Source organism: Limnohabitans sp. DCL3 (assembly GCF_048019295.1).
Taxonomy (GTDB): domain Bacteria; phylum Pseudomonadota; class Gammaproteobacteria; order Burkholderiales; family Burkholderiaceae_C; genus Limnohabitans_A.
Genome location: NZ_CP171842.1, coordinates 966,093 through 983,347, shown reverse-complemented (window position 1 = coordinate 983,347; position 17,255 = coordinate 966,093). Strand labels below are relative to the sequence as shown.

Annotated in this window: 16 protein-coding genes and 1 pseudogene; 7 read left to right on the top strand and 10 right to left on the bottom strand. The window is 60.9% G+C overall.

What is annotated here, in order from left to right:
* The 3 genes from ACHEXK_RS04465 to ACHEXK_RS04455 form a co-directional block, all read right to left on the bottom strand.
* Positions 1-1,278 carry a TRAP transporter large permease subunit gene (locus tag ACHEXK_RS04465; protein WP_416548165.1) on the bottom strand — a complete coding sequence of 426 codons (1,278 nt, stop codon included), beginning with the start codon at positions 1,276-1,278 and terminating at the stop codon, positions 1-3.
* 17 nt (positions 1,279-1,295) lie between these two features.
* Positions 1,296-1,781 carry a TRAP transporter small permease gene (locus ACHEXK_RS04460; RefSeq protein ID WP_416548164.1) on the bottom strand — a complete coding sequence of 162 codons (486 nt, stop codon included), beginning with the start codon at positions 1,779-1,781 and terminating at the stop codon, positions 1,296-1,298.
* 147 nt (positions 1,782-1,928) lie between these two features.
* Positions 1,929-2,621 (bottom strand): TetR/AcrR family transcriptional regulator, encoded by a 693-nt coding sequence (locus ACHEXK_RS04455; protein WP_416548163.1) that lies wholly within the window; start codon positions 2,619-2,621, stop codon positions 1,929-1,931.
* 102 nt (positions 2,622-2,723) lie between these two features.
* Here ACHEXK_RS04455 and ACHEXK_RS04450 point away from each other — a divergent pair, with 102 nt between their 5' ends.
* Positions 2,724-3,497: an IclR family transcriptional regulator domain-containing protein gene (locus ACHEXK_RS04450; protein ID WP_416548162.1), complete on the top strand. Its 774-nt coding sequence runs from the start codon at positions 2,724-2,726 to the stop codon at positions 3,495-3,497.
* 4 nt (positions 3,498-3,501) lie between these two features.
* On the opposite strand, the gene ACHEXK_RS04445 is transcribed toward ACHEXK_RS04450, so the two are convergent.
* The 7 genes from ACHEXK_RS04445 to ACHEXK_RS04415 all read right to left on the bottom strand — a co-directional run bounded on the left by ACHEXK_RS04445 (position 3,502) and on the right by ACHEXK_RS04415 (position 10,828).
* Positions 3,502-4,260 carry an ABC transporter ATP-binding protein gene (locus tag ACHEXK_RS04445; RefSeq protein ID WP_416548161.1) on the bottom strand — a complete coding sequence of 253 codons (759 nt, stop codon included), beginning with the start codon at positions 4,258-4,260 and terminating at the stop codon, positions 3,502-3,504.
* A 1-nt stretch (position 4,261) separates the two neighbouring features.
* Positions 4,262-5,008 (bottom strand): ABC transporter ATP-binding protein, encoded by a 747-nt coding sequence (locus tag ACHEXK_RS04440; protein WP_416548160.1) that lies wholly within the window; start codon positions 5,006-5,008, stop codon positions 4,262-4,264.
* Positions 5,005-5,985 carry a branched-chain amino acid ABC transporter permease gene (locus ACHEXK_RS04435; protein WP_416548159.1) on the bottom strand — a complete coding sequence of 327 codons (981 nt, stop codon included), beginning with the start codon at positions 5,983-5,985 and terminating at the stop codon, positions 5,005-5,007. The genes ACHEXK_RS04440 and ACHEXK_RS04435 overlap by 4 nt, the downstream gene beginning before the upstream one ends.
* Positions 5,982-6,857: a branched-chain amino acid ABC transporter permease gene (locus ACHEXK_RS04430; RefSeq protein WP_416548158.1), complete on the bottom strand. Its 876-nt coding sequence runs from the start codon at positions 6,855-6,857 to the stop codon at positions 5,982-5,984. Before ACHEXK_RS04430 ends, ACHEXK_RS04435 begins: the two co-directional genes overlap by 4 nt.
* A 120-nt stretch (positions 6,858-6,977) precedes the next feature.
* Positions 6,978-8,108, bottom strand: a complete 1,131-nt coding sequence (locus tag ACHEXK_RS04425; RefSeq protein ID WP_416548157.1) for an ABC transporter substrate-binding protein — start codon at positions 8,106-8,108, stop codon at positions 6,978-6,980.
* A gap of 178 nt (positions 8,109-8,286) precedes the next feature.
* Positions 8,287-10,020, bottom strand: coding sequence for an FAD-dependent oxidoreductase (locus ACHEXK_RS04420; protein WP_416548156.1), 1,734 nt, complete (start codon positions 10,018-10,020; stop codon positions 8,287-8,289).
* A 1-nt stretch (position 10,021) separates the two neighbouring features.
* Entirely contained in the window at positions 10,022-10,828 is an 807-nt protein-coding gene (locus ACHEXK_RS04415) for a shikimate dehydrogenase family protein (RefSeq protein ID WP_416548155.1), read from the bottom strand.
* 106 nt (positions 10,829-10,934) lie between these two features.
* On the opposite strand from ACHEXK_RS04415, the gene ACHEXK_RS04410 reads away from it, so the two are divergent.
* The 6 genes and pseudogenes from ACHEXK_RS04410 (at position 10,935) to ACHEXK_RS04385 (ending at position 17,250) form a co-directional block, all read left to right on the top strand.
* The gene (locus tag ACHEXK_RS04410) at positions 10,935-11,996 is read left to right on the top strand and encodes a Gfo/Idh/MocA family protein (RefSeq protein ID WP_416548154.1); all 1,062 of its coding nucleotides are present in this window, start codon (positions 10,935-10,937) and stop codon (positions 11,994-11,996) included.
* Positions 11,993-12,826: an IclR family transcriptional regulator gene (locus tag ACHEXK_RS04405; protein ID WP_416548153.1), complete on the top strand. Its 834-nt coding sequence runs from the start codon at positions 11,993-11,995 to the stop codon at positions 12,824-12,826. The genes ACHEXK_RS04410 and ACHEXK_RS04405 overlap by 4 nt, the downstream gene beginning before the upstream one ends.
* A gap of 13 nt (positions 12,827-12,839) precedes the next feature.
* Positions 12,840-14,558 (top strand): annotated as a pseudogene (locus ACHEXK_RS04400) (FAD-dependent oxidoreductase); the annotation flags it as partial.
* Between the two features lie 63 nt (positions 14,559-14,621).
* Positions 14,622-15,248 carry an NIPSNAP family protein gene (locus ACHEXK_RS04395; RefSeq protein WP_416548860.1) on the top strand — a complete coding sequence of 209 codons (627 nt, stop codon included), beginning with the start codon at positions 14,622-14,624 and terminating at the stop codon, positions 15,246-15,248.
* Between the two features lie 5 nt (positions 15,249-15,253).
* Positions 15,254-16,063 carry a sugar phosphate isomerase/epimerase family protein gene (locus ACHEXK_RS04390; protein ID WP_416548152.1) on the top strand — a complete coding sequence of 270 codons (810 nt, stop codon included), beginning with the start codon at positions 15,254-15,256 and terminating at the stop codon, positions 16,061-16,063.
* Positions 16,064-16,089: 26 nt separating this feature from the next.
* Positions 16,090-17,250: an acyl-CoA dehydrogenase family protein gene (locus ACHEXK_RS04385; protein WP_416548151.1), complete on the top strand. Its 1,161-nt coding sequence runs from the start codon at positions 16,090-16,092 to the stop codon at positions 17,248-17,250.
* Positions 17,251-17,255 lie beyond the last annotated feature (5 nt).

Sequence of the window (17,255 nt, the reverse complement as noted above, 5' to 3'; positions counted from 1 at the left end):
TCAATAGAACCAACGCGCGGGCACCATCACCAGTGCCGGGAATGCCACCATGGCAAACATGATGATGAACTGGGCAATCATGAAGGGCATCACACCGCGCGTGACTTCGTCCATGCTGATTTTCCCCACACCCGCCACCGCATTGAGCACCGTGCCGACAGGCGGGGTGATCAGGCCAATGGCGTTGTTGATGATGAACAGCACACCGAAGTAAACCGGGTCAATGCCCGCCGCTTTGACGACCGGCATCAGCACGGGGGTCAACAACAAAATGGTTGGCGTCATGTCGAGGGCCGTGCCCACCACCATGGTGATGACCATGATGGTCAGCATCAGCAAACGAGGGCTGTCGAGCAGGGGCTGGAGCAACTCGATCAGTTGCGCAGGCAAATTGGCCACCGTGATGAGCCAAGCCGAGACCATGGCCGCTGCGACCAAAAACATCACAATGGCGCTCGTCTTGGCCGAATTCACAAACAGCGGGTACAGGTCTTTCAAACTCAGTTCGCGGTAAACAAAAGTGGAAATGAACAAGGCGTAAACAGCCGCCACCACCGCCGCTTCGGTCGGGGTGAACACTCCGAACTTCAAGCCAAAAACGACGATGAGCGGCATCACCAGTGCCCAAGTGGCTTCGCGCATGGCCACCAGAATCTCACCCATGTTTTTCCGTGGGGGCACCTGCACCACCTCGCGCCGCGCCAACCACCACCAAGTGATCCACAGCGAAGCCCCCAGCAGGATGCCCGGCACGATGCCGGCCATGAACAGCTTGGAAATGGACACATTGCCCGCCACACCGAAAATCACAAAACCAATGCTGGGCGGGATCACCGGGGCGATGATGCCGGCCGAAGCGATCAACCCTGCCGAGCGAGCCCGGTCATGGCCCGCCGCCACCATCATCGGCAAGAGCAAGGCCGAGAGCGCCGCAGCATCGGCCACAGCCGAACCCGACAAGGCGGCCATGATCACGGCGGCCATGATGGTCACGTAACCCAAACCGCCTTTGATGTGGCCCACGCAGGCCATCGCAAAGTTCACGATGCGGCGCGACAAGCCGCCCGCGTTCATCACTTCTCCGGCCAACATGAAAAACGGCACGGCCAACAAAGGAAAGCTGTTGGCGCCTTCGAGCAAGTTTTGCGCAAGGATCTGCGCGTCAAACATGTTCAGGTGCCACATCAAGGCCACACCGCACAAGAGCAAAGCAAATGCGATGGGAATCCCGATGGCCATGGCCCCGAGCAGAGAAAAAACAAAAACTGCGATCGTCATATTTATCTCCGTCGCACTCAGGCTTTGTGGCCGCTGTGAGGCGATTCTTCGGTTTCCTGGATCATCACCAGGTCCTCATCGCGCACTTGACCGGTGAGCAAGCGCAGCAATTCGATCCACAAAATCAGACCCCCCAATACAGCGAACACCACGCCGGGCGCATAGACCCAAGCCATGGACACTTCCATCACCGCACTGGTGCTGTCCAGGTTGATCAAGGTTTGCTGGTAGGCGCCTTTGAACAAGAGCCAACAGATGTAAAGCATCAAGACATGGGACAGTGCCAAGCAGAACTTCTTGCCCGCCGGACCCAACTTGCTCACCAACATGTCAGTGCCCAAGTGGCCGCGCTCCTTCAGGGCCACGATCGCCCCCAAAAAGGTCATCCACACAAACAACCAGCGGGACAACTCTTCGGACATGGTCAGCCCCGAGTTGAAGGCATAGCGCATGACCACGTTGCCAAAGACCAACACCACCATCACCGCCAAACAAGCGGCCATGACAGCGCACAGTAATTTTGAAAAGTTGTCTAAGAATTTTTGAATCAACACATCGCCCCTGATGAAGACTTCCACTAATGTACGAACTAGTTAGTTTTTAAATCACAGTGGAAACCCTGAGTAAAAAACCCGCCAAACACCTAGCAGTTATGCCGAAATTGAATGGCTGACAAAGCGCAAGATCAGCTCTACCACATGCCCACGCTTGAGGGTGTTGGCCTTGTCCTGACTGGCGCGGTCCTGGAAAATCAGGCCAAACGTGTGCCGGTTCGATACGTTGAAAAACGTGAATGCAGAGATGGCAGAGTGGATGTCCACCGGGTCAAGCCCTGACCTGAATAAGCCCTGCGCAACCCCCCGGTCGTACACATCCCGCACCGACTCGATGGCCTTGGTATTGAGCTGCTGAATACTGTGGCTCTGGCGCAAATAGTCACCACGCTGGATGTTTTCATTCATCACCAAGCGGATGAAGTCTTCGTTGTCGCGGTGGTGGTCATACGTGAACTCCACCAGCTTTTGCAAGGCTTCGGTGGGCGGCAAGTCGTCCAGATGCAAGTCAGACTCGATGGCACGCATGCGCCGATAAGCTTCCTCCAGCACCGCCAAGTACAAACCGTCCTTGCTGCCGAAGTAGTAATAGATCATGCGCTTGCTGGTGCGCGTGGCGGCCGCAATCGCATCGATGCGGGCCCCGCTCAGGCCCTTGTCGGCAAACTCGTGTGTGGCCACCGCCAAAATTTCGGCCATGGTCCGGGCCGGGTCATTGGTGCGGCCAGGCTCTTTGACCATCTCGGGACTCGGAAGATCTGCCTCAGGCATATGTACCAATTGGTTCATTTAACAAGTATAGGCGAACCGCTGGGGCCAGACGCTGAAACGGCCAGAGGCTCGAAGATTGGGTATATTGGAATGGATTGATGTTTCAGATAGAAAGCGCCCATGTCCAGCTCCCAAGAAGCCCTTGATCCACGCGACTGGATTGCCGGGCTTGAAAAAGGTCTTCACATCATCGAGGCCTTTGACGCTGCGCACCCGCGCCTGACGGCCACCGAAATGGGCGAGCGCTGCGGGATGACCCGCACGGCGGCCAGGCGGTACTTGAAAACACTGGTCCATCTGGGCTATGTCGGCACAGACGGCAAGCTGTATTGGCTGATGCCACGCATCTTGCGGCTGGGCCATGCCTATTTGGAGTCGGCACGCTTGCCGCGCCTGGTTCAGCCCTTTTTGCAGCGCATCACGGCGGGCACCGAGGAGATCGCTTACCTGGGCGTGCTCGATGGTGACGACACGATCTTCATCGCCCGCAGCGGCTTGCAGCGGCACATGGCCAGCGGCTACATGACCGGCACCCGCGTGCCTACGCAGGTGACGGCAGCGGGCATGATCATGCTGGCCTACAGCGACGAAGCCTTCATCGATGAATGGATGAAGACCTATGACTTGCGCGCATTCACCTCGTTCACCTTGACCAACAAGACCGAATTGAAGGAGACGCTGACAGGCTTCAAACGCCAAGGATGGTCGGTGTCTGAACAGCAACTGGAGCTCAACTTCAGGGGCATTGCCGTGCCACTTCTGGACAGACAAAACCATGTTCTCGGTGCGATCAGCATCACCATGCCGATCAACCGAGAAGAAACCGACCACGCACTCAACCGTGTTTTGCCGGTGCTTCAAGAGGCCGCCCACAGCCTTCGCCCGCTGCTTTAAGCACTCAGGGCGTGCTGGTCGCCGCCGAGGTGGTGTGCGCTCCGCCCAGGAACAAACGCTCCATCTGCGGATCGGCCAAGATCTCCGCCGCCGATTTGTAGAGCACCAAACGACCCGACTCCAAGGCGATGGCGTGGTCGGAGTACTTGAGGGCACTCTTGACGTTTTGCTCGACCATCAGCACCGTGGTGCCTTGGTCGGCCAGTTTGCGCAACAACTTGAAAACATCCTGCACCACGATGGGCGACAGGCCAATGGAGGGTTCATCGATCAACAAGACCTTGGGGCGCAGCAGCAAGGCACGGCCGATTTCCAGCTGCTTTTGCTCGCCACCCGACAAAGCGGAGGCGCGCGAATTCATGCGTTCCTTGACGCGCGGGAAAAAATCCAAAACCTCCGGAATGCGTTCATGCGTCGTCTTCATCCCCAATGTGATGCCACCCAACTCCAAGTTCTCATACACGCTGAGTTGGCCAAATAAATTTCGGCCCTGGGGCACAAAAGCGATGCCATCGGCCAGCAAAGATTTCTGAGAAGCCCCCGTGATGTCCTTACCGTTGAGCAAGACCTTGCCCTGACGGGGCTTGAGCAAGCCAAAAAGGGTTTTGAGCACGGTGGACTTGCCCGCGCCGTTGGGACCGATCAACAAAGTGATCGAGCCTTTGGGCACGCTGAACGACAGGTTGTTCAGGATCATGAAATCCTTGTAGCCTGCGACCACATCGTCAAATTCGATGCAGGTATCGGTGGTGTGTGCGGTCATGTCAGTTCCCCAAATAAGCGTCGAGTACCTGCTTGTTGGCACGAATTTCATCGGGCGTGCCAATGGCCAAAACCTGACCTTCCACCATGACCATGATGCGGTGGCACAAGTCCATCACGAAGTCCATGTTGTGTTCGATCACCACAAAGCTGCCCCCGCGCGTCTGGTTCAATTCTTTGAGCAAGGTGCTGATGCCGCCCACGAGCGACGGGTTCACACCGGCACAAGGCTCGTCGAGCAAAACCAGATCGGGCTCGCTCATGAAGGCCATGGCGATGTCCACCAGCTTTTGCTGGCCGTAGCTCAGCTCACCGGCTTTCTTGTCGGCCACATGGCGAATGTGGAACTGGTCGATCAGCGCGTCAGCCTTGTCCCCCAGCCCAGAGTCACTGGGGGCGAACATGCGGCTGAACATGCTGCCTTGGTGTTCTTGCGCGGCCACGATCAGGTTGTCGCGCACGGTCATCTTGCCAAACACCTGCAGCGTCTGAAAGGTGCGGCCCACGCCAAGACGGTTCAAGGCCAGCGGACCGAGTGTGGTCACATCTTGTCCGTTCAGCTCGATCTTGCCCTCATCGGGTGTGATCTGGCCCAGCATGCTGTTGAACAAGGTGGTCTTGCCCGAACCGTTGGGGCCGATCACACCAAAGATTTCACCTGGGTAGACTTCAAAAGAGACCCCACCGACGGCTTGGATGGCCCCATAGGCCTTCTTCATGTGGGTGACTTTGAGGACGGGCGCGGTCATGCTTTGACTCCTTGGCCTGCGGCGGCACGATCGGCCGACGCTGCGCGTGATTGGCGACGGGCTTTGATGCGATCAGGAATGCTGAGCAAACCATCGGGCAGCCAAATCATGAGCACAACCACCGCCGTGCCAAAGACAAACAAATACCACGCCTGGGCAAAGCGCAACCATTCAGGCAACACCACCCCCACCGCAGAGCCAAGAATGGGGCCAAGGAAATAACCAGGACCGCCCACCACCACCATCAGGTACATCATGATGGAGGCGCCGACCGTGAAGAGTGCGGGGTCAATGAAGCCGACTTGCGAGGCATACAGACCACCCGCGACACCGGCATAGACGGCTCCAATCGCGAAGCTCAGCAACGTGTAGCTGCGGGTGTCGATGCCCAGGCTCTCGGCGCGGATGGGGTTGTCGCGCAGCGCTGTGAACGCTTTGCCCCAAGGGGAGCGCAGCAAGCCCCACAAAAGCAGGGCCAGCACGATGGCGAAACCCAAAACCAAGTAGTAATACGCCAAGTTCCCATCCAAGCTGATGCCGCCCAGGCTGGGCCGTGCGATGTTGTTGATGCCGAAGGTGCCGCCTGTGAGCCACTCCTCGTTACGCATCACCAACCACAGCGCGGTATTGAAGCCCAGAGTCGCAAAGGCCAGATAGATGGTCTGCACACGCAGCGCCGGGAACCCCAGGGCCAAACCCACCACAAAGCAGAACAAAGCGGCCACCGGCAGGCCGAGCCAGAAGCTCAAGCCCGCCTTGAGAAAGATGGCCACGGTGTAGGCCCCGATGCCAAAGAAGGCGGCATGACCCAGCGATTTCTGACCGGCATAACCCACGGTGAGGTTCAGGCCCATGGTGGCGATGATGAACACCAGCCAGGTGGTGAACATGTGGATGCCGTAGTTCTTCAGAAAACTCGGCGCGATGATCAGCGCGGCCAGCGCCAGCGCTGCGAACAAGAGGTTGAGCTTTTTCATACTTTGCGCTCCTCTTTTTTGCCCAGCAAACCTTGTGGCTTGAACAGGATCACCACCATGAAAAGGATCAAAGCGACAGCATCTTTGTAAGCCGAAGAAATGTAGGCCGCAGCCAGGTTTTCACTGACGCCCACCAGCAAACCACCGACCAGCGCGCCGCGTGAATTGGTGAACCCACCAATGATGGCGGCAAAGAAGGCCTTGGTACCCAAACCCTCGCCCATGTCGAACTTGGCCAAGTAAGTGGGGGTCACCAGCAAGGCCGCCGCTGCGGCCAGGATTGCGTTGATCGCGAAGGTGTAGAAAATCATGCGCGGTACATTGATGCCCAACACCGAAGCGCTTTCGGTGTTTTGTGCGACGGCTTGCATCGCGCGGCCTGTGACGGTTTTACTCAAAAATGCCTGCGTCACCAGCACCAGCACCATGGCGAAGACGAAGGTGCCAACGTCACCGGCAGAAAAGGTGACCCCCGCGACATCAAAAATAAAGTCAGGGAAGACCTGCGGAAATGGGTGTGGTTCGGCGCTGTAACCCGCCCGCACACCGTTGCGCATGGCGATCGACAGGCCAATGGTGGCCACAACGATGGGCATCATGCCGTACTTGAACAAGGGGTCCACCAAACCGCGTTTGAACAACCAACCCAAAACCACCACCGACAAAACGATGCTCAGCGCAAAGGCGAAATACAGCGACAAACCGGAGCTCAGCAGCATCACCATCATGAAGGCGGGCAGCATCACGAATTCGCCTTGCGCGAAATTGATCGTGCCAGACGCTTGCCACAGCAAGGTGAAGCCCAAAGCCACCAGCGCATAAATGCTGCCCGTGGCCAGGCCACTGAAAAAGAGTTGTAAAAAATCGGTCATGGGAGAACTCCGAAAACGGGGGAGGCAGGCATCAAAAGCCGCCTGCGCGGGCTGAATCCACCCGATTGGCCTGAAAAAAAGCGGACCCCACAGGAGCCCGCTTTGTTTTCAACACGTCAATTACTTCTTGGCGGTCAGTGGCGGCAAGGTCGCATTGATCACGGGCTGGCCGCCCTTGACTTCGATCAGGAAGCTCTCTCGGTCCAGATCGCCCTTGTCGTCAAAACACACGTCCATCAGGATGCCGGGGTGTTGCTTGGCGCTGAAGCAGCTGTTGCGAATCGCTGCGGCAGCCGCTTTGCGGTCGATCTTGCCGGCTTTCTCGATGGCAGCCTTGAGCACGTACATGCCGGTGTAGCCCTTGATGCCGTTGTGGTCCGATTCGCTCTTGTATTCGGCCTTGTACTTGGCACCGAAGGCCTTGAACGCTGGGGCGTCCACCGTCAGGCCCACGTGGGCCAGTGCGCCGTTGGCGGATTCACCGGCCAACTCGATCACTTTTTGGCCCGTCAGCGTGGTCTCTCCGATCAGCATTTTCTTAACGCCTTGCTTGCGGAATTCGCGCAGGGCACGGGCCGACTCTTCTTCGTTGGTGTACACGAAGATCGCATCGGCATCGGTCTGCTTGGCTTTCAAAACAGCCGCCGAGAAATCCACCTGACCCGCATCGGTCGAGATGTCGGCCACGATCTTGGTGGACGTGCCTTCCAGCAACTTGGTCAGGGTGTCACGACCGCCTTTGCCGAAGTCGTTGTTCACATAAACAATGGCCAAGGTCTTGGCTTTGGCGTTGATGAACTTGGCCAGCTTGGGGAAAGACACACTCTGACCGAAGGCTGTACGGAACACATAGGGGTTGCCTTGTGCGGTGATCGCAGCGGCTTCACCGCCTGTGAAGTTGGGCGTTTCGCCACGCTTGGACTCGGCCATGGAGACCATGATGGAGCCGGAATACACAGGGCCAAAAATGGCAAACACATCGTTGTCGACCGCTTTTTGCGTCAGGCCCTTGGCCACACCCGGGTTGGTCTGCGTGTCTTCGGTGGTGTAGCTGATTTTCTTGCCCAGGATACCGCCAGCGGCATTGATTTCTTTGATGGCCAACTCGGTACCGTTTTTGAACAAGGTGCCGGCGGTGGTGCCGGGGCCAGACAGTTCAACAATATTGGCAATTTTGATGTCTTGAGCTTGCGTCACGCCCGTCACGGCCAATGCAGCGCAGATGGCCAGGGTTTTCAGAGTTGCTTTCACAGAGGTCTCCTCGTTGGTGGAATCAGGCCAGCATGCCCGGCCAGGGGGGTTGAAAAATTTTTTACGAACTCGGCAAGAGCTTGCAATGTAGTAGGTAATCTCATCGGCGTCGGCAGCATCTCCCGCCACAACGAACGATGATCGCTCAAATTTGATCGACTATCGAACATATTAGGGGTTAGACCTGAGAAGCAGGTGCTGCGGCCATCAGATGGCGGACGGCCAAATATGCAAACACCAAGCCCGGGCCAAGGGTGATGCCTGGGGCCGGGTACACCCCGCCCATGATGGAATTCATGTCGTTGCCCACGGCGTACAAACCCTCGATGACTTGACCGTCTGCATTGAGCACTTGGGCATGTTCATTGGTCTGCAAGCCTTGCGCCGCGCCAATGTCACCGGGGTAGAGCTTGACAGCGTAATACGGCCCTTCGCTGATCGCGCCCAAGTTGGGGTTGCGGCCACCGGCGGCGGCGTCACCGATGTTTTGTTGGTAAGCCGTCACGCCCCGCTGGAACTGGGAGTCCACACCGGTTTGGGCAAAGGCGTTGTTGTCGGCCACCGCTTGGGCCAAACCCGATGCCGAAATGCCCAGCTTGTTCGCCAGCGCTTGCAGGCTGTCGCCTTGGGTCAAGTAGCCGTCGGCCAAGAACGGGGCCAGCCCCTTGCCACCGGGGCGCACCATGCCCATGCCGTATTGGCGCAAGGCTTTGGCATCGGCCACCATGTAAGCGGGGATGGCCTGCTGGGCCGCCTGCATGCCCAGGGCAAACAGGTGGTAAGAGGTGCTCTCGTTGACAAAACGCTCACCCGCCTGGTTGACGGTGATCATGCCGGGCTTAGCGCGGTCCATCACAAAGTGCGGGAACACGGCGGTGCTGCCATCGGGGCGTGGGCGCAAAGACACAGGCGCCCAGAACGCGGGGCTTTGCGCGCCCTGCCCTTCGGCGGCCCCCAAGGCCCGCGCCAAAGCCAGCGCCTGCCCGGTGTGGCCGGGTGCACCGGGGCACCACTCGGCAGGAATACCCGGCAACTTGTGTGAACGCAGGGCCGGGTCGCGGTTGAAGCCGCCACTGGCCAACACCACGCCATGCTTGGCCAACACGCGGGCCTTGCCGGTGGCACTGCTCAGGCGCACCGCCACCACACGGCCGCTCGCGTCACGCTCGAGCGCTTCGACCGATGTTTTCAGCGCCAGCGTGGCGTGGGCATGCTGCGACAAAGAATGCAGCAAACGGCCCACCAGCGCGTTGCCCATCACCAAGCGGGTGCCACGGACATGGGTCAAGCGATCACGCAGGTGACGCCCCAAGATGCGGAGCGCGTGCTTGAGCGACGCCCAAGACCTCGTCATGGCCAGCAAGTGGTTGATGTCGTTGCGGTCCACCATCATGCCGCCGAGCACGGTGAACTCGGGGATGGGTGGTCGCAGCAAGGCAAACAGATCGCCCAGCAAACGGCCATCAAAAGGCAGGGGCTCCAAAGCGCGGCCATTCAAGGTCGAACCCGGCAGATCGCTGATGTAGTCCGGGTGCTTGGGGTAAGGCCGGTATTTCATCGACGAGTGCGCTTCGATTTGGGCCACGGCTTGGGCACCGTTTTTCAAAAAGGCTTCGCGCAAAGCAGCAGGCGCTTGTGCGCCCACCGCATGGTTCAGGTAAGTCGTCACGGCGGCCAAGTTGTCGCTGGGGTTGACGGCTGAAGCATGGTGGGTGCCTGGCACCCAGGTGGTGCCCGCCGACCAGGCGGTGGTGCCGCCCACGTACTCGGTGCGCTCGACCACCAGCACCTTGGCCCCGTCGATGGCGGCAAACACCGCCGCCGACAAGCCCGCACCACCCGCACCGATGACCACCAGGTCAAATTCACTGCCGTCCTGCCAACCCGCCAGACCGTTTTTCAGCAGGTGCATCTCAGGCCCCCAGCAAAAAATCAACCATCAGGTCTTTCACCTGCGCAAACATTTCCGTGCCCGTGAGGGTGCGGCACCCCAGCGCCCGCGCAGCGGCGACCATCGGTGTCACGGCAGGCGCGGTGATGACGCAGCCCACGAACATGGCGGGCGTGAATTTCGCCGATTCGATCGGATGCGGATCGTCCGCTTTCATGCCGATCGGCGTCGCGTTGATGGCGATGTCAAACCCTGTGGGGTCACTGCTGCCGGCCACCACGCGGCAGCGGCCCAGCGAGGCCAGGCGCTGCACCAGCGCATCGCGCCGAGCCGTGTCTTCGTCGTGGATGGCCAGCTCGCGCAAGCCGCCAGTGACCAAGGAATACGCGATGGCCGAACCGGCACCGCCTGCGCCCACCAGCAAAGCTTTTTGGCCCTGCAAGCTGCAGCCCTTGAGCGCCAAGGCTTGCACATAACCCAGACCATCGAACATGTCGCCATGCCAGCTGCCATCGGGGTTGCGGCGCAAGGTGTTGATGGATTTCAAAAACGCGCCGCGGTCCGAGGTCGTGGCGCACAGATCAAAGTAAGCGAACTTGTGCGGCACGGTGACGATGATGCCGTCCACGTTTTTGCACAGCGACACACCCGCCGTCCAGGCCGACAAATCGGCCGGGGCCACATGGGCCGGGATGCACACCGCATTGAGCCCTGCATCCTGAAAAACCTGGCTCACGCCCGAGGGCGATTTGACCTGGGCAATCGGGTCGCCCACGATGAAATGGATGCGCGAAGCGCCGTCCAGGTGCAAAGGCTGTGTCGGGTTCATGGCCGCGATGATACATAAAAACGGAATTTGATTCCACTTTTGAATTTATTTCCAAAAATCCATATACTCCCCCATCGACGCACCCCACTGCACAGGCAAACAAACCATGCACAAGTTCCCTCTGGCCGTGATTGGCGCAGGCGTGATTGGCCGGACGCACATCGAGCGCATCCTGAAAACACCCGAGTTCACTCTGGTGGGCGTGGCCGAGCCGGGCGCGGCCGGTCGCCAGTGGTGCGCCGAGCGCAACGTCCCCACCTTTGAAAACCACCAGGCCCTGCTGCAAGCCACCCAGCCCCAAGGCGTGGTGATCGCCACCCCCAACGCCACGCATGTGGATGTGGCCGCCGACTGCATGGCGCGCGGCATCGCGGTGCTGGTTGAAAAACCGGTGGCCGACACACTGGCCGCTGCCCAGCGGCTGATCCAGATCGAGCAGAGCACCGGTGTGCCCGTGCTGGTGGGCCACCACCGCCGTCACAACCCGATCTTGCAAAGGGCCCGTCAAATCATGGCCGAGGGTCGCCTGGGCCAGGTGCTCAGCGCCAACGTGATGGCCAACGTTTACAAGCCCGAGGCCTACTTTGATGTGGCCTGGCGCCGCCAAGCCGGTGGCGGGCCGGTGCTGATCAACCTGATCCACGACATCGACATGCTGGTGTACCTGCTGGGCGAGGTGCGTGCCGTGCAAGGCAGCCTGTCCAGCGCGGTGCGCGGTTTGGACGTCGAAGACACTGGGGCGGCCCTGCTGGAATTTGCGGGCGGCACGCAAGCGGTGATGACGGTGTCCGACACCAGCGTCTCGCCCTGGTGCTGGGATTTGTGTGCCGGCGAGCAAAGCCAATACCCCCGCCAACACGTGCAGTCGCACTTTTTCTCAGGCACGCAGGGCTCGCTGTCGCTGCCCGATTTGGCGTTGTGGCGCTACCCCGGAGAACGCCATTGGCACCGCGAGATGACCCGCGAACAAAGCAGCCCGCACGAGATCGATGTGTACGTTCAGCAATTGCGGCACTTTCGCGCGGTGGCCGAGCGGCGCGAAACCCCGATCTGCTCGGCACTGGACGGCTGGCGCACTTTGCAAGCCACTTTGGCTTTGCTGCAAGCGGCGCACTCCGGTCAGCGTCAAACCTGCCCGGCCTTCACAGCTTCAAGGAATCCCACATGAGCGGCGTTCTCGAACGGACTTTGAGCATCCTCGAATTGCTCTCGCAACACGGCGAAGGCCTGGAGCTGGCGGCGATTGCCGATCGGCTGGACATCCCGCGCAGCGGCACACACCGCCTGCTGAGTGATCTGGTGCGCCTGGGCTATGTGCGCCAGACACGCGGTCATGGCGACTACCTGCTGACCACCAAGCTGGTCTCCATGGGCCTGAGCTACCTGAGCAACAGCGGCATCGTCGACATTGCGCAGCCCCTGCTCAACCGCTTGGCCGAAGTCTCGGGCGAGCTGGTGCGCTTGTCGGTGGTGGACGGCGAGCGCCTGACCTGGGTGGCGCGCGCCCAAGGTGCACGCCAAGGTTTGCGCTACGACCCCGACATGGGCAGCGACGCGCGATTGTCCTGCTCGTCCTCGGGCTGGGCCTTGCTGTCGACGATGCGCGATGACGCGGCCCTGGCCCTGGTGGCCAAACAAGGTCTGGGTCTGCCGGACCAGTTCGGCCCCACCGCCCCCACCAGCCTGCAAGCCGTGATGGACGCCGTGGCCCAAACCCGGGAGCGGGGCTACAGCCTGACCACCGACACCTACACCGCAGGCCTGTCGGCCATGTCGGCGCCTGTGCGTTTTGCGGGGCAACCCGCATTCGGTGTGCTGACCATTGCGGGCCCCACGGTGCGCTTCACCCCCGACAAAATGCAAACCTTGGCGCCCGAGTTGCTCAGCATCGCGCAACAGCTGGCCGCGTCCAGTGGCGCTTCGCCCTTCTTCAGCCTCACGGCCGAGACCGGCAGTGCCCCGCCCACCGACGGGCGCAAACCGATTTACGCGCTGTGATGCGGGCCAGCCCATGACCGCTGAAAAACCCGCCACCGAACACTGCGATCTGCTGGTGGTGGGCTCGGGCGCGGGCGCGCTGTCGGCCGCCGTCACGGCGGCACACTTGGGCCTGAAAGTCATCGTGGTCGAGAAAGACGCGCAATTCGGCGGCACCACGGCTTGGTCAGGCGGCTGGATGTGGGTGCCGCGCAACCCGCTGGCCATCGAGGCGGGTCTGGTCGAGCGCATCGAAAAGCCGCTGTCCTACCTGCGCCGCGAACTGGGCGAAAAATTCGACGAGTCCCGCGCCCTGGCCTTCCTGAACAACGGACCGCGCATGGTCGAGTTCTTTCGCCGCCACACCGCGCTGCAGTTCATCGATGGCAACGCCATTCCAGACTTTCACGGCCACACGCCCGATGCGGCGCTGGGTGGCCGCTCGATTTGCGCAGCCCCTTTTGATGGCCGCCAACTGGGCGAGCGCCTGCACGACCTCAAGCCCCCGCTGCACGAGACCACGCTGTGGGGCATGGGCATCGCCTCGGGGGCTGAGCTGCGGCATTTTTTGAACGCGCTGCACAAGCCCGCCTCGTTCTGGCACGTCACAAAACTGCTTCTGCGCCATGGGCGTGACCTGCTGCTGCACCGACGCGGAACGCGCCTGGTCAATGGCAATGCCTTGGTTGGCGGTCTGGCCCAATCGGCCATGGATATGGGTGTTCCCATTCGCCTGAACAGCCCCGCTGTGCGTTTGCTGCAAAGCGAAGGCCGCGTGACCGGTGCGGTGGTCCACACACCCGAGGGCGAAGTGAACCTGCACGCCCGCTGCGGCGTGGTGTTGGCCACCGGCGGCTTTCCACACGACCCGGTGCGCAAACAGCAACTGCTGCCGCATGCCCCCACGGGCCATGAGCACTGGTCGGCTGGTCACCGGGGCAACACGGGCGACGGCCTGCGCTTGGGCGAATCCGCCGGCGGCGTGGTGGCGAACGATTTGGTGCAAGCGGCGGCGCTGGCCCCCGTGTCCTTGGTGCCCCGCCAGGACGGCAGCGTGGCGCATTTTCCGCACCTGATTGAACGCGCCAAACCTGGCCTCATCGCCGTCACGGCGCTTGGCCTGCGCTTTGGCAATGAGGCCAACTCTTACCACGACTTCATGCAAGACCTGCTGGCGGCTACACCCGCCGGTCAAAAGCCCGAGGCTTGGCTGATGTGTGACCATGCCTTCATCCGCTGCTACGGCCTGGGCGCGGTCAAACCCGCCCCTATGCCGCTGGGCCCATGGCTGAACAACGGCTATCTGAAACGCGGCCCAACCTTGGGTGAATTGGCCCAAGCTTGCGGCATCCCAGCCCCAACCCTGCAAGCCACGGTACGGCGCTACAACGCCTTGGTCCAAGACGGCCAAGACCGCGACTTTGGCAAAGGCGAAACGCCCTACAACCGCATCCAGGGCGATGCCATCAACGCCCGCCGACAGGGCCTGCGCAACCCCTGCATGGGCCCCATCGAGCGCGGTCCGTTTTATGCCGTGAAAGTCGTCATGGGCAGCTTGGGCACCTTCGCCGGTTTGCGCGTGAACGACCATGCGCAAGTCACCGACGCCCAAGGTCAAGCCATCCCCGGTCTGTACGCCGGTGGCAATGACCTGAGCAGCATGATGGGCGGCCACTACCCTGCAGGCGGCATCACGCTGGGCCCGGCCATGACCTTTGGCTTCATCGCCGCCCACCACGCCGCAGGCCGCGATCCAGCGTCCACCTGCGAATACCCGATCACCCACACGTCAACCGACAACTCGAAAGCCAAGACCATGTATTACGAACTCGCCACCATGACCCTGCCCTTTGGCACCGCAGGCCAAGCCGCCACCCAGGTGCAAGCCTTCGCCACGGCGCCTGAGGCCCAGGGCGAACTGCTGGGCTGCTGGTTCAGCGACATCGGCGTGCTCAACCAGATGACCGTGCTGCGCGGCTTTGACACGCTCGCGTCCTTGCAAGCCGAACGCGAGCGCACCCAGCAAAGCGCCAGCCCGTTCGGCTGCGGCGAGATTTTCCAGTCGCTGGAGCAACACAGCTACAAAGGCTTTCCCTGGATGAAGCCGGTGCGCCCCAGCGCCGAGAGCGGCATCACCGGACCGGTCTACGAGATCCGCACCTACGGCATCAAAACCGGCGGCGTGCAGCCCACCATCGACCTGTGGGAACAGTACGTGCCCGCCCGCGACCAGCTCTCACCTTGCGTGGTGGCCATGGTGGCGCTCGACGGCCCGCTGCGCTTCACCAACATCTGGGCCTATGACAGCCTCAATGCCCGCAGCCAAATCCGCGCCGAAGCCGTGGCCCAAGGCATCTGGCCGCCCAAGGGCGGCCCCGCGCATTTGACGACGAACATGGTCTCGACCATCGCCATGCCCACCGCGGTGTCGCCTTTGAAATAAATCGCATGACCCGCCACTATTCCCTCGCCTACCTGAGTTCACACCGTTGCAACCCGGCTGAGGCCATCCGGGTGGCCGCGCAAACGGGCTACAGCTTTGTCGGTCTGCGCCTGTGGCCCAACGCCGCTGGCGCGCCGCAGCAGCACCTGCTGGGCCAGCCAGCAGCGCTGCGCGAGACCTTGGCGGCACAAGCCGACACGGGCGTGGGCGTTTTCGATCTGGAGATCATCCGCATCGGTGAGCAGTTCGACCCGCACACCTGGGATGCGCTGTACGACGTGGGCGCGGCCTTGAAGGCCAAGGCCATTTTGGTGGCCGGGGACGACACCCACGAAGCCCGCCTGATCGACCACTACGCCCGCCTGTGCGAAGTCATGAAGCCTTTTGGCATGACCGCCGACTTGGAGTTCATGCCCTGGACGGCGGTGAAAGACGCCAACGCTGCGCTGCGCATTGTCCAAGGCGCTGGCAGCCCCGCCAATGCGGGCATCTTGGTCGATGCGCTGCACGTGGGGCGCTCGCGCACCACACTCGAAGACATCCGCGCCATCCCGCGTGAATTGCTTCACTATGCGCAAATTTGCGATGCAGAGGCTGGTTTGCATTTCACGACCGAGCAAATGGTCCACACCGCCCGCTGTGAACGTCTTTTGCCCGGCGACGGCACCATCGATGTGCAAGGCCTGTTCGACGCCCTGCCCGCCGACCTGCCTGTGAGCGTGGAGGTGGTGAACTTGGGCCGCGAAGCCCACACCTCGGTCCAAGACTGGGCCGCCGAATGCCTGGCCAGAAGCCGCCCCTTTGTGGAACGCTGAACCCTCACAATGATTTGGAGCACCCCATGGACTTTTCCCTCAACGACGAACAAAAAATGATGATCGAAACGGTGCGCCGTTTCATCGCCGAAGAACTGCACCCCCTTGAAGACGAGGTCGAGGACCAGGGCTTTTTGGACAACACCAAAGCACAGGCCATCCACGACAAAGCCAAGGCACTGGGCCTGTACGGCATGAACATGCCCGCAGAGCTGGGCGGTGGCGGCCTCTCCAACATGGACCGCATCTTGTGCGAAGAGCAGTTCGGCCACACCACCGACATCCTGATCCGCCGCGCCTTTGGCAATGTGTACGAACCCCTGCTGCACTGCAAGGGTGAGCAAATCGAGCGCTGGCTCAGACCCTCTGTGGCGGGCACACGCACCTGCGCCATCACCATCACCGAACCCGGCGCGGGCTCGGACGCCGCAGGCATCAAAACCCATGCCAAGAAAAACGACCAAGGTTGGGTCCTGAATGGCGCCAAGCACTTCATCAGCGATGGCGAGTGGAGCGACTTCTTTTTGGTGTCGGCCAAGACCGGCGAGAAAGAAATCTCCATGTTCATGGTCGACAAAGGCTTGGCCGGTTTCACCGTGGGCAAGGATCAAAAAATGATGGGCCTGCGCGGCACGCCACACCTGGAATTGTTTTTTGACAACGTGCAACTCGAAGACGCTGCCCTGCTGGGCGAAGTGGGCCAAGGCTTCAAGCTGGCCATGGGTGCACTCAATGTGGTGCGTCTGGCCCAGGTGGGCGCCCGCGCTGTGGGCAAGGCCACGCATGTGTGCGAGCTGATGTTGAACTGGGCCCAGGAGCGCCAACAGTTCGGCACCAAGATCGGTGACTTCCAGATGGTGCAGCAGATGATCGCCGACAGCGTGATCGAGATCAACGCCGCCCGCTGGATGGTCTACCACGCCGCCTGGATGCTGGACCAAGGCCTGGACGCGCGCGAACAGATCGCCATGGTCAAGGTGCACGCCGCAGAAACTTTGGGCCGTGTGGTGGACCGCGCGGTGCAGGTGTTTGGCGGCATGGGGTTTTGCAAGGAGCTGTCCATCGAGCGCTATTACCGCGATGCCCGCATCTACCGCATCTACGACGGCACCAGTGAGATCCACCGAGGGGTGATCGCGAAAAGTGCGATGAAAAAAGGCGCCGTGCTGTTTGACGTGAACCGCTGAAGACA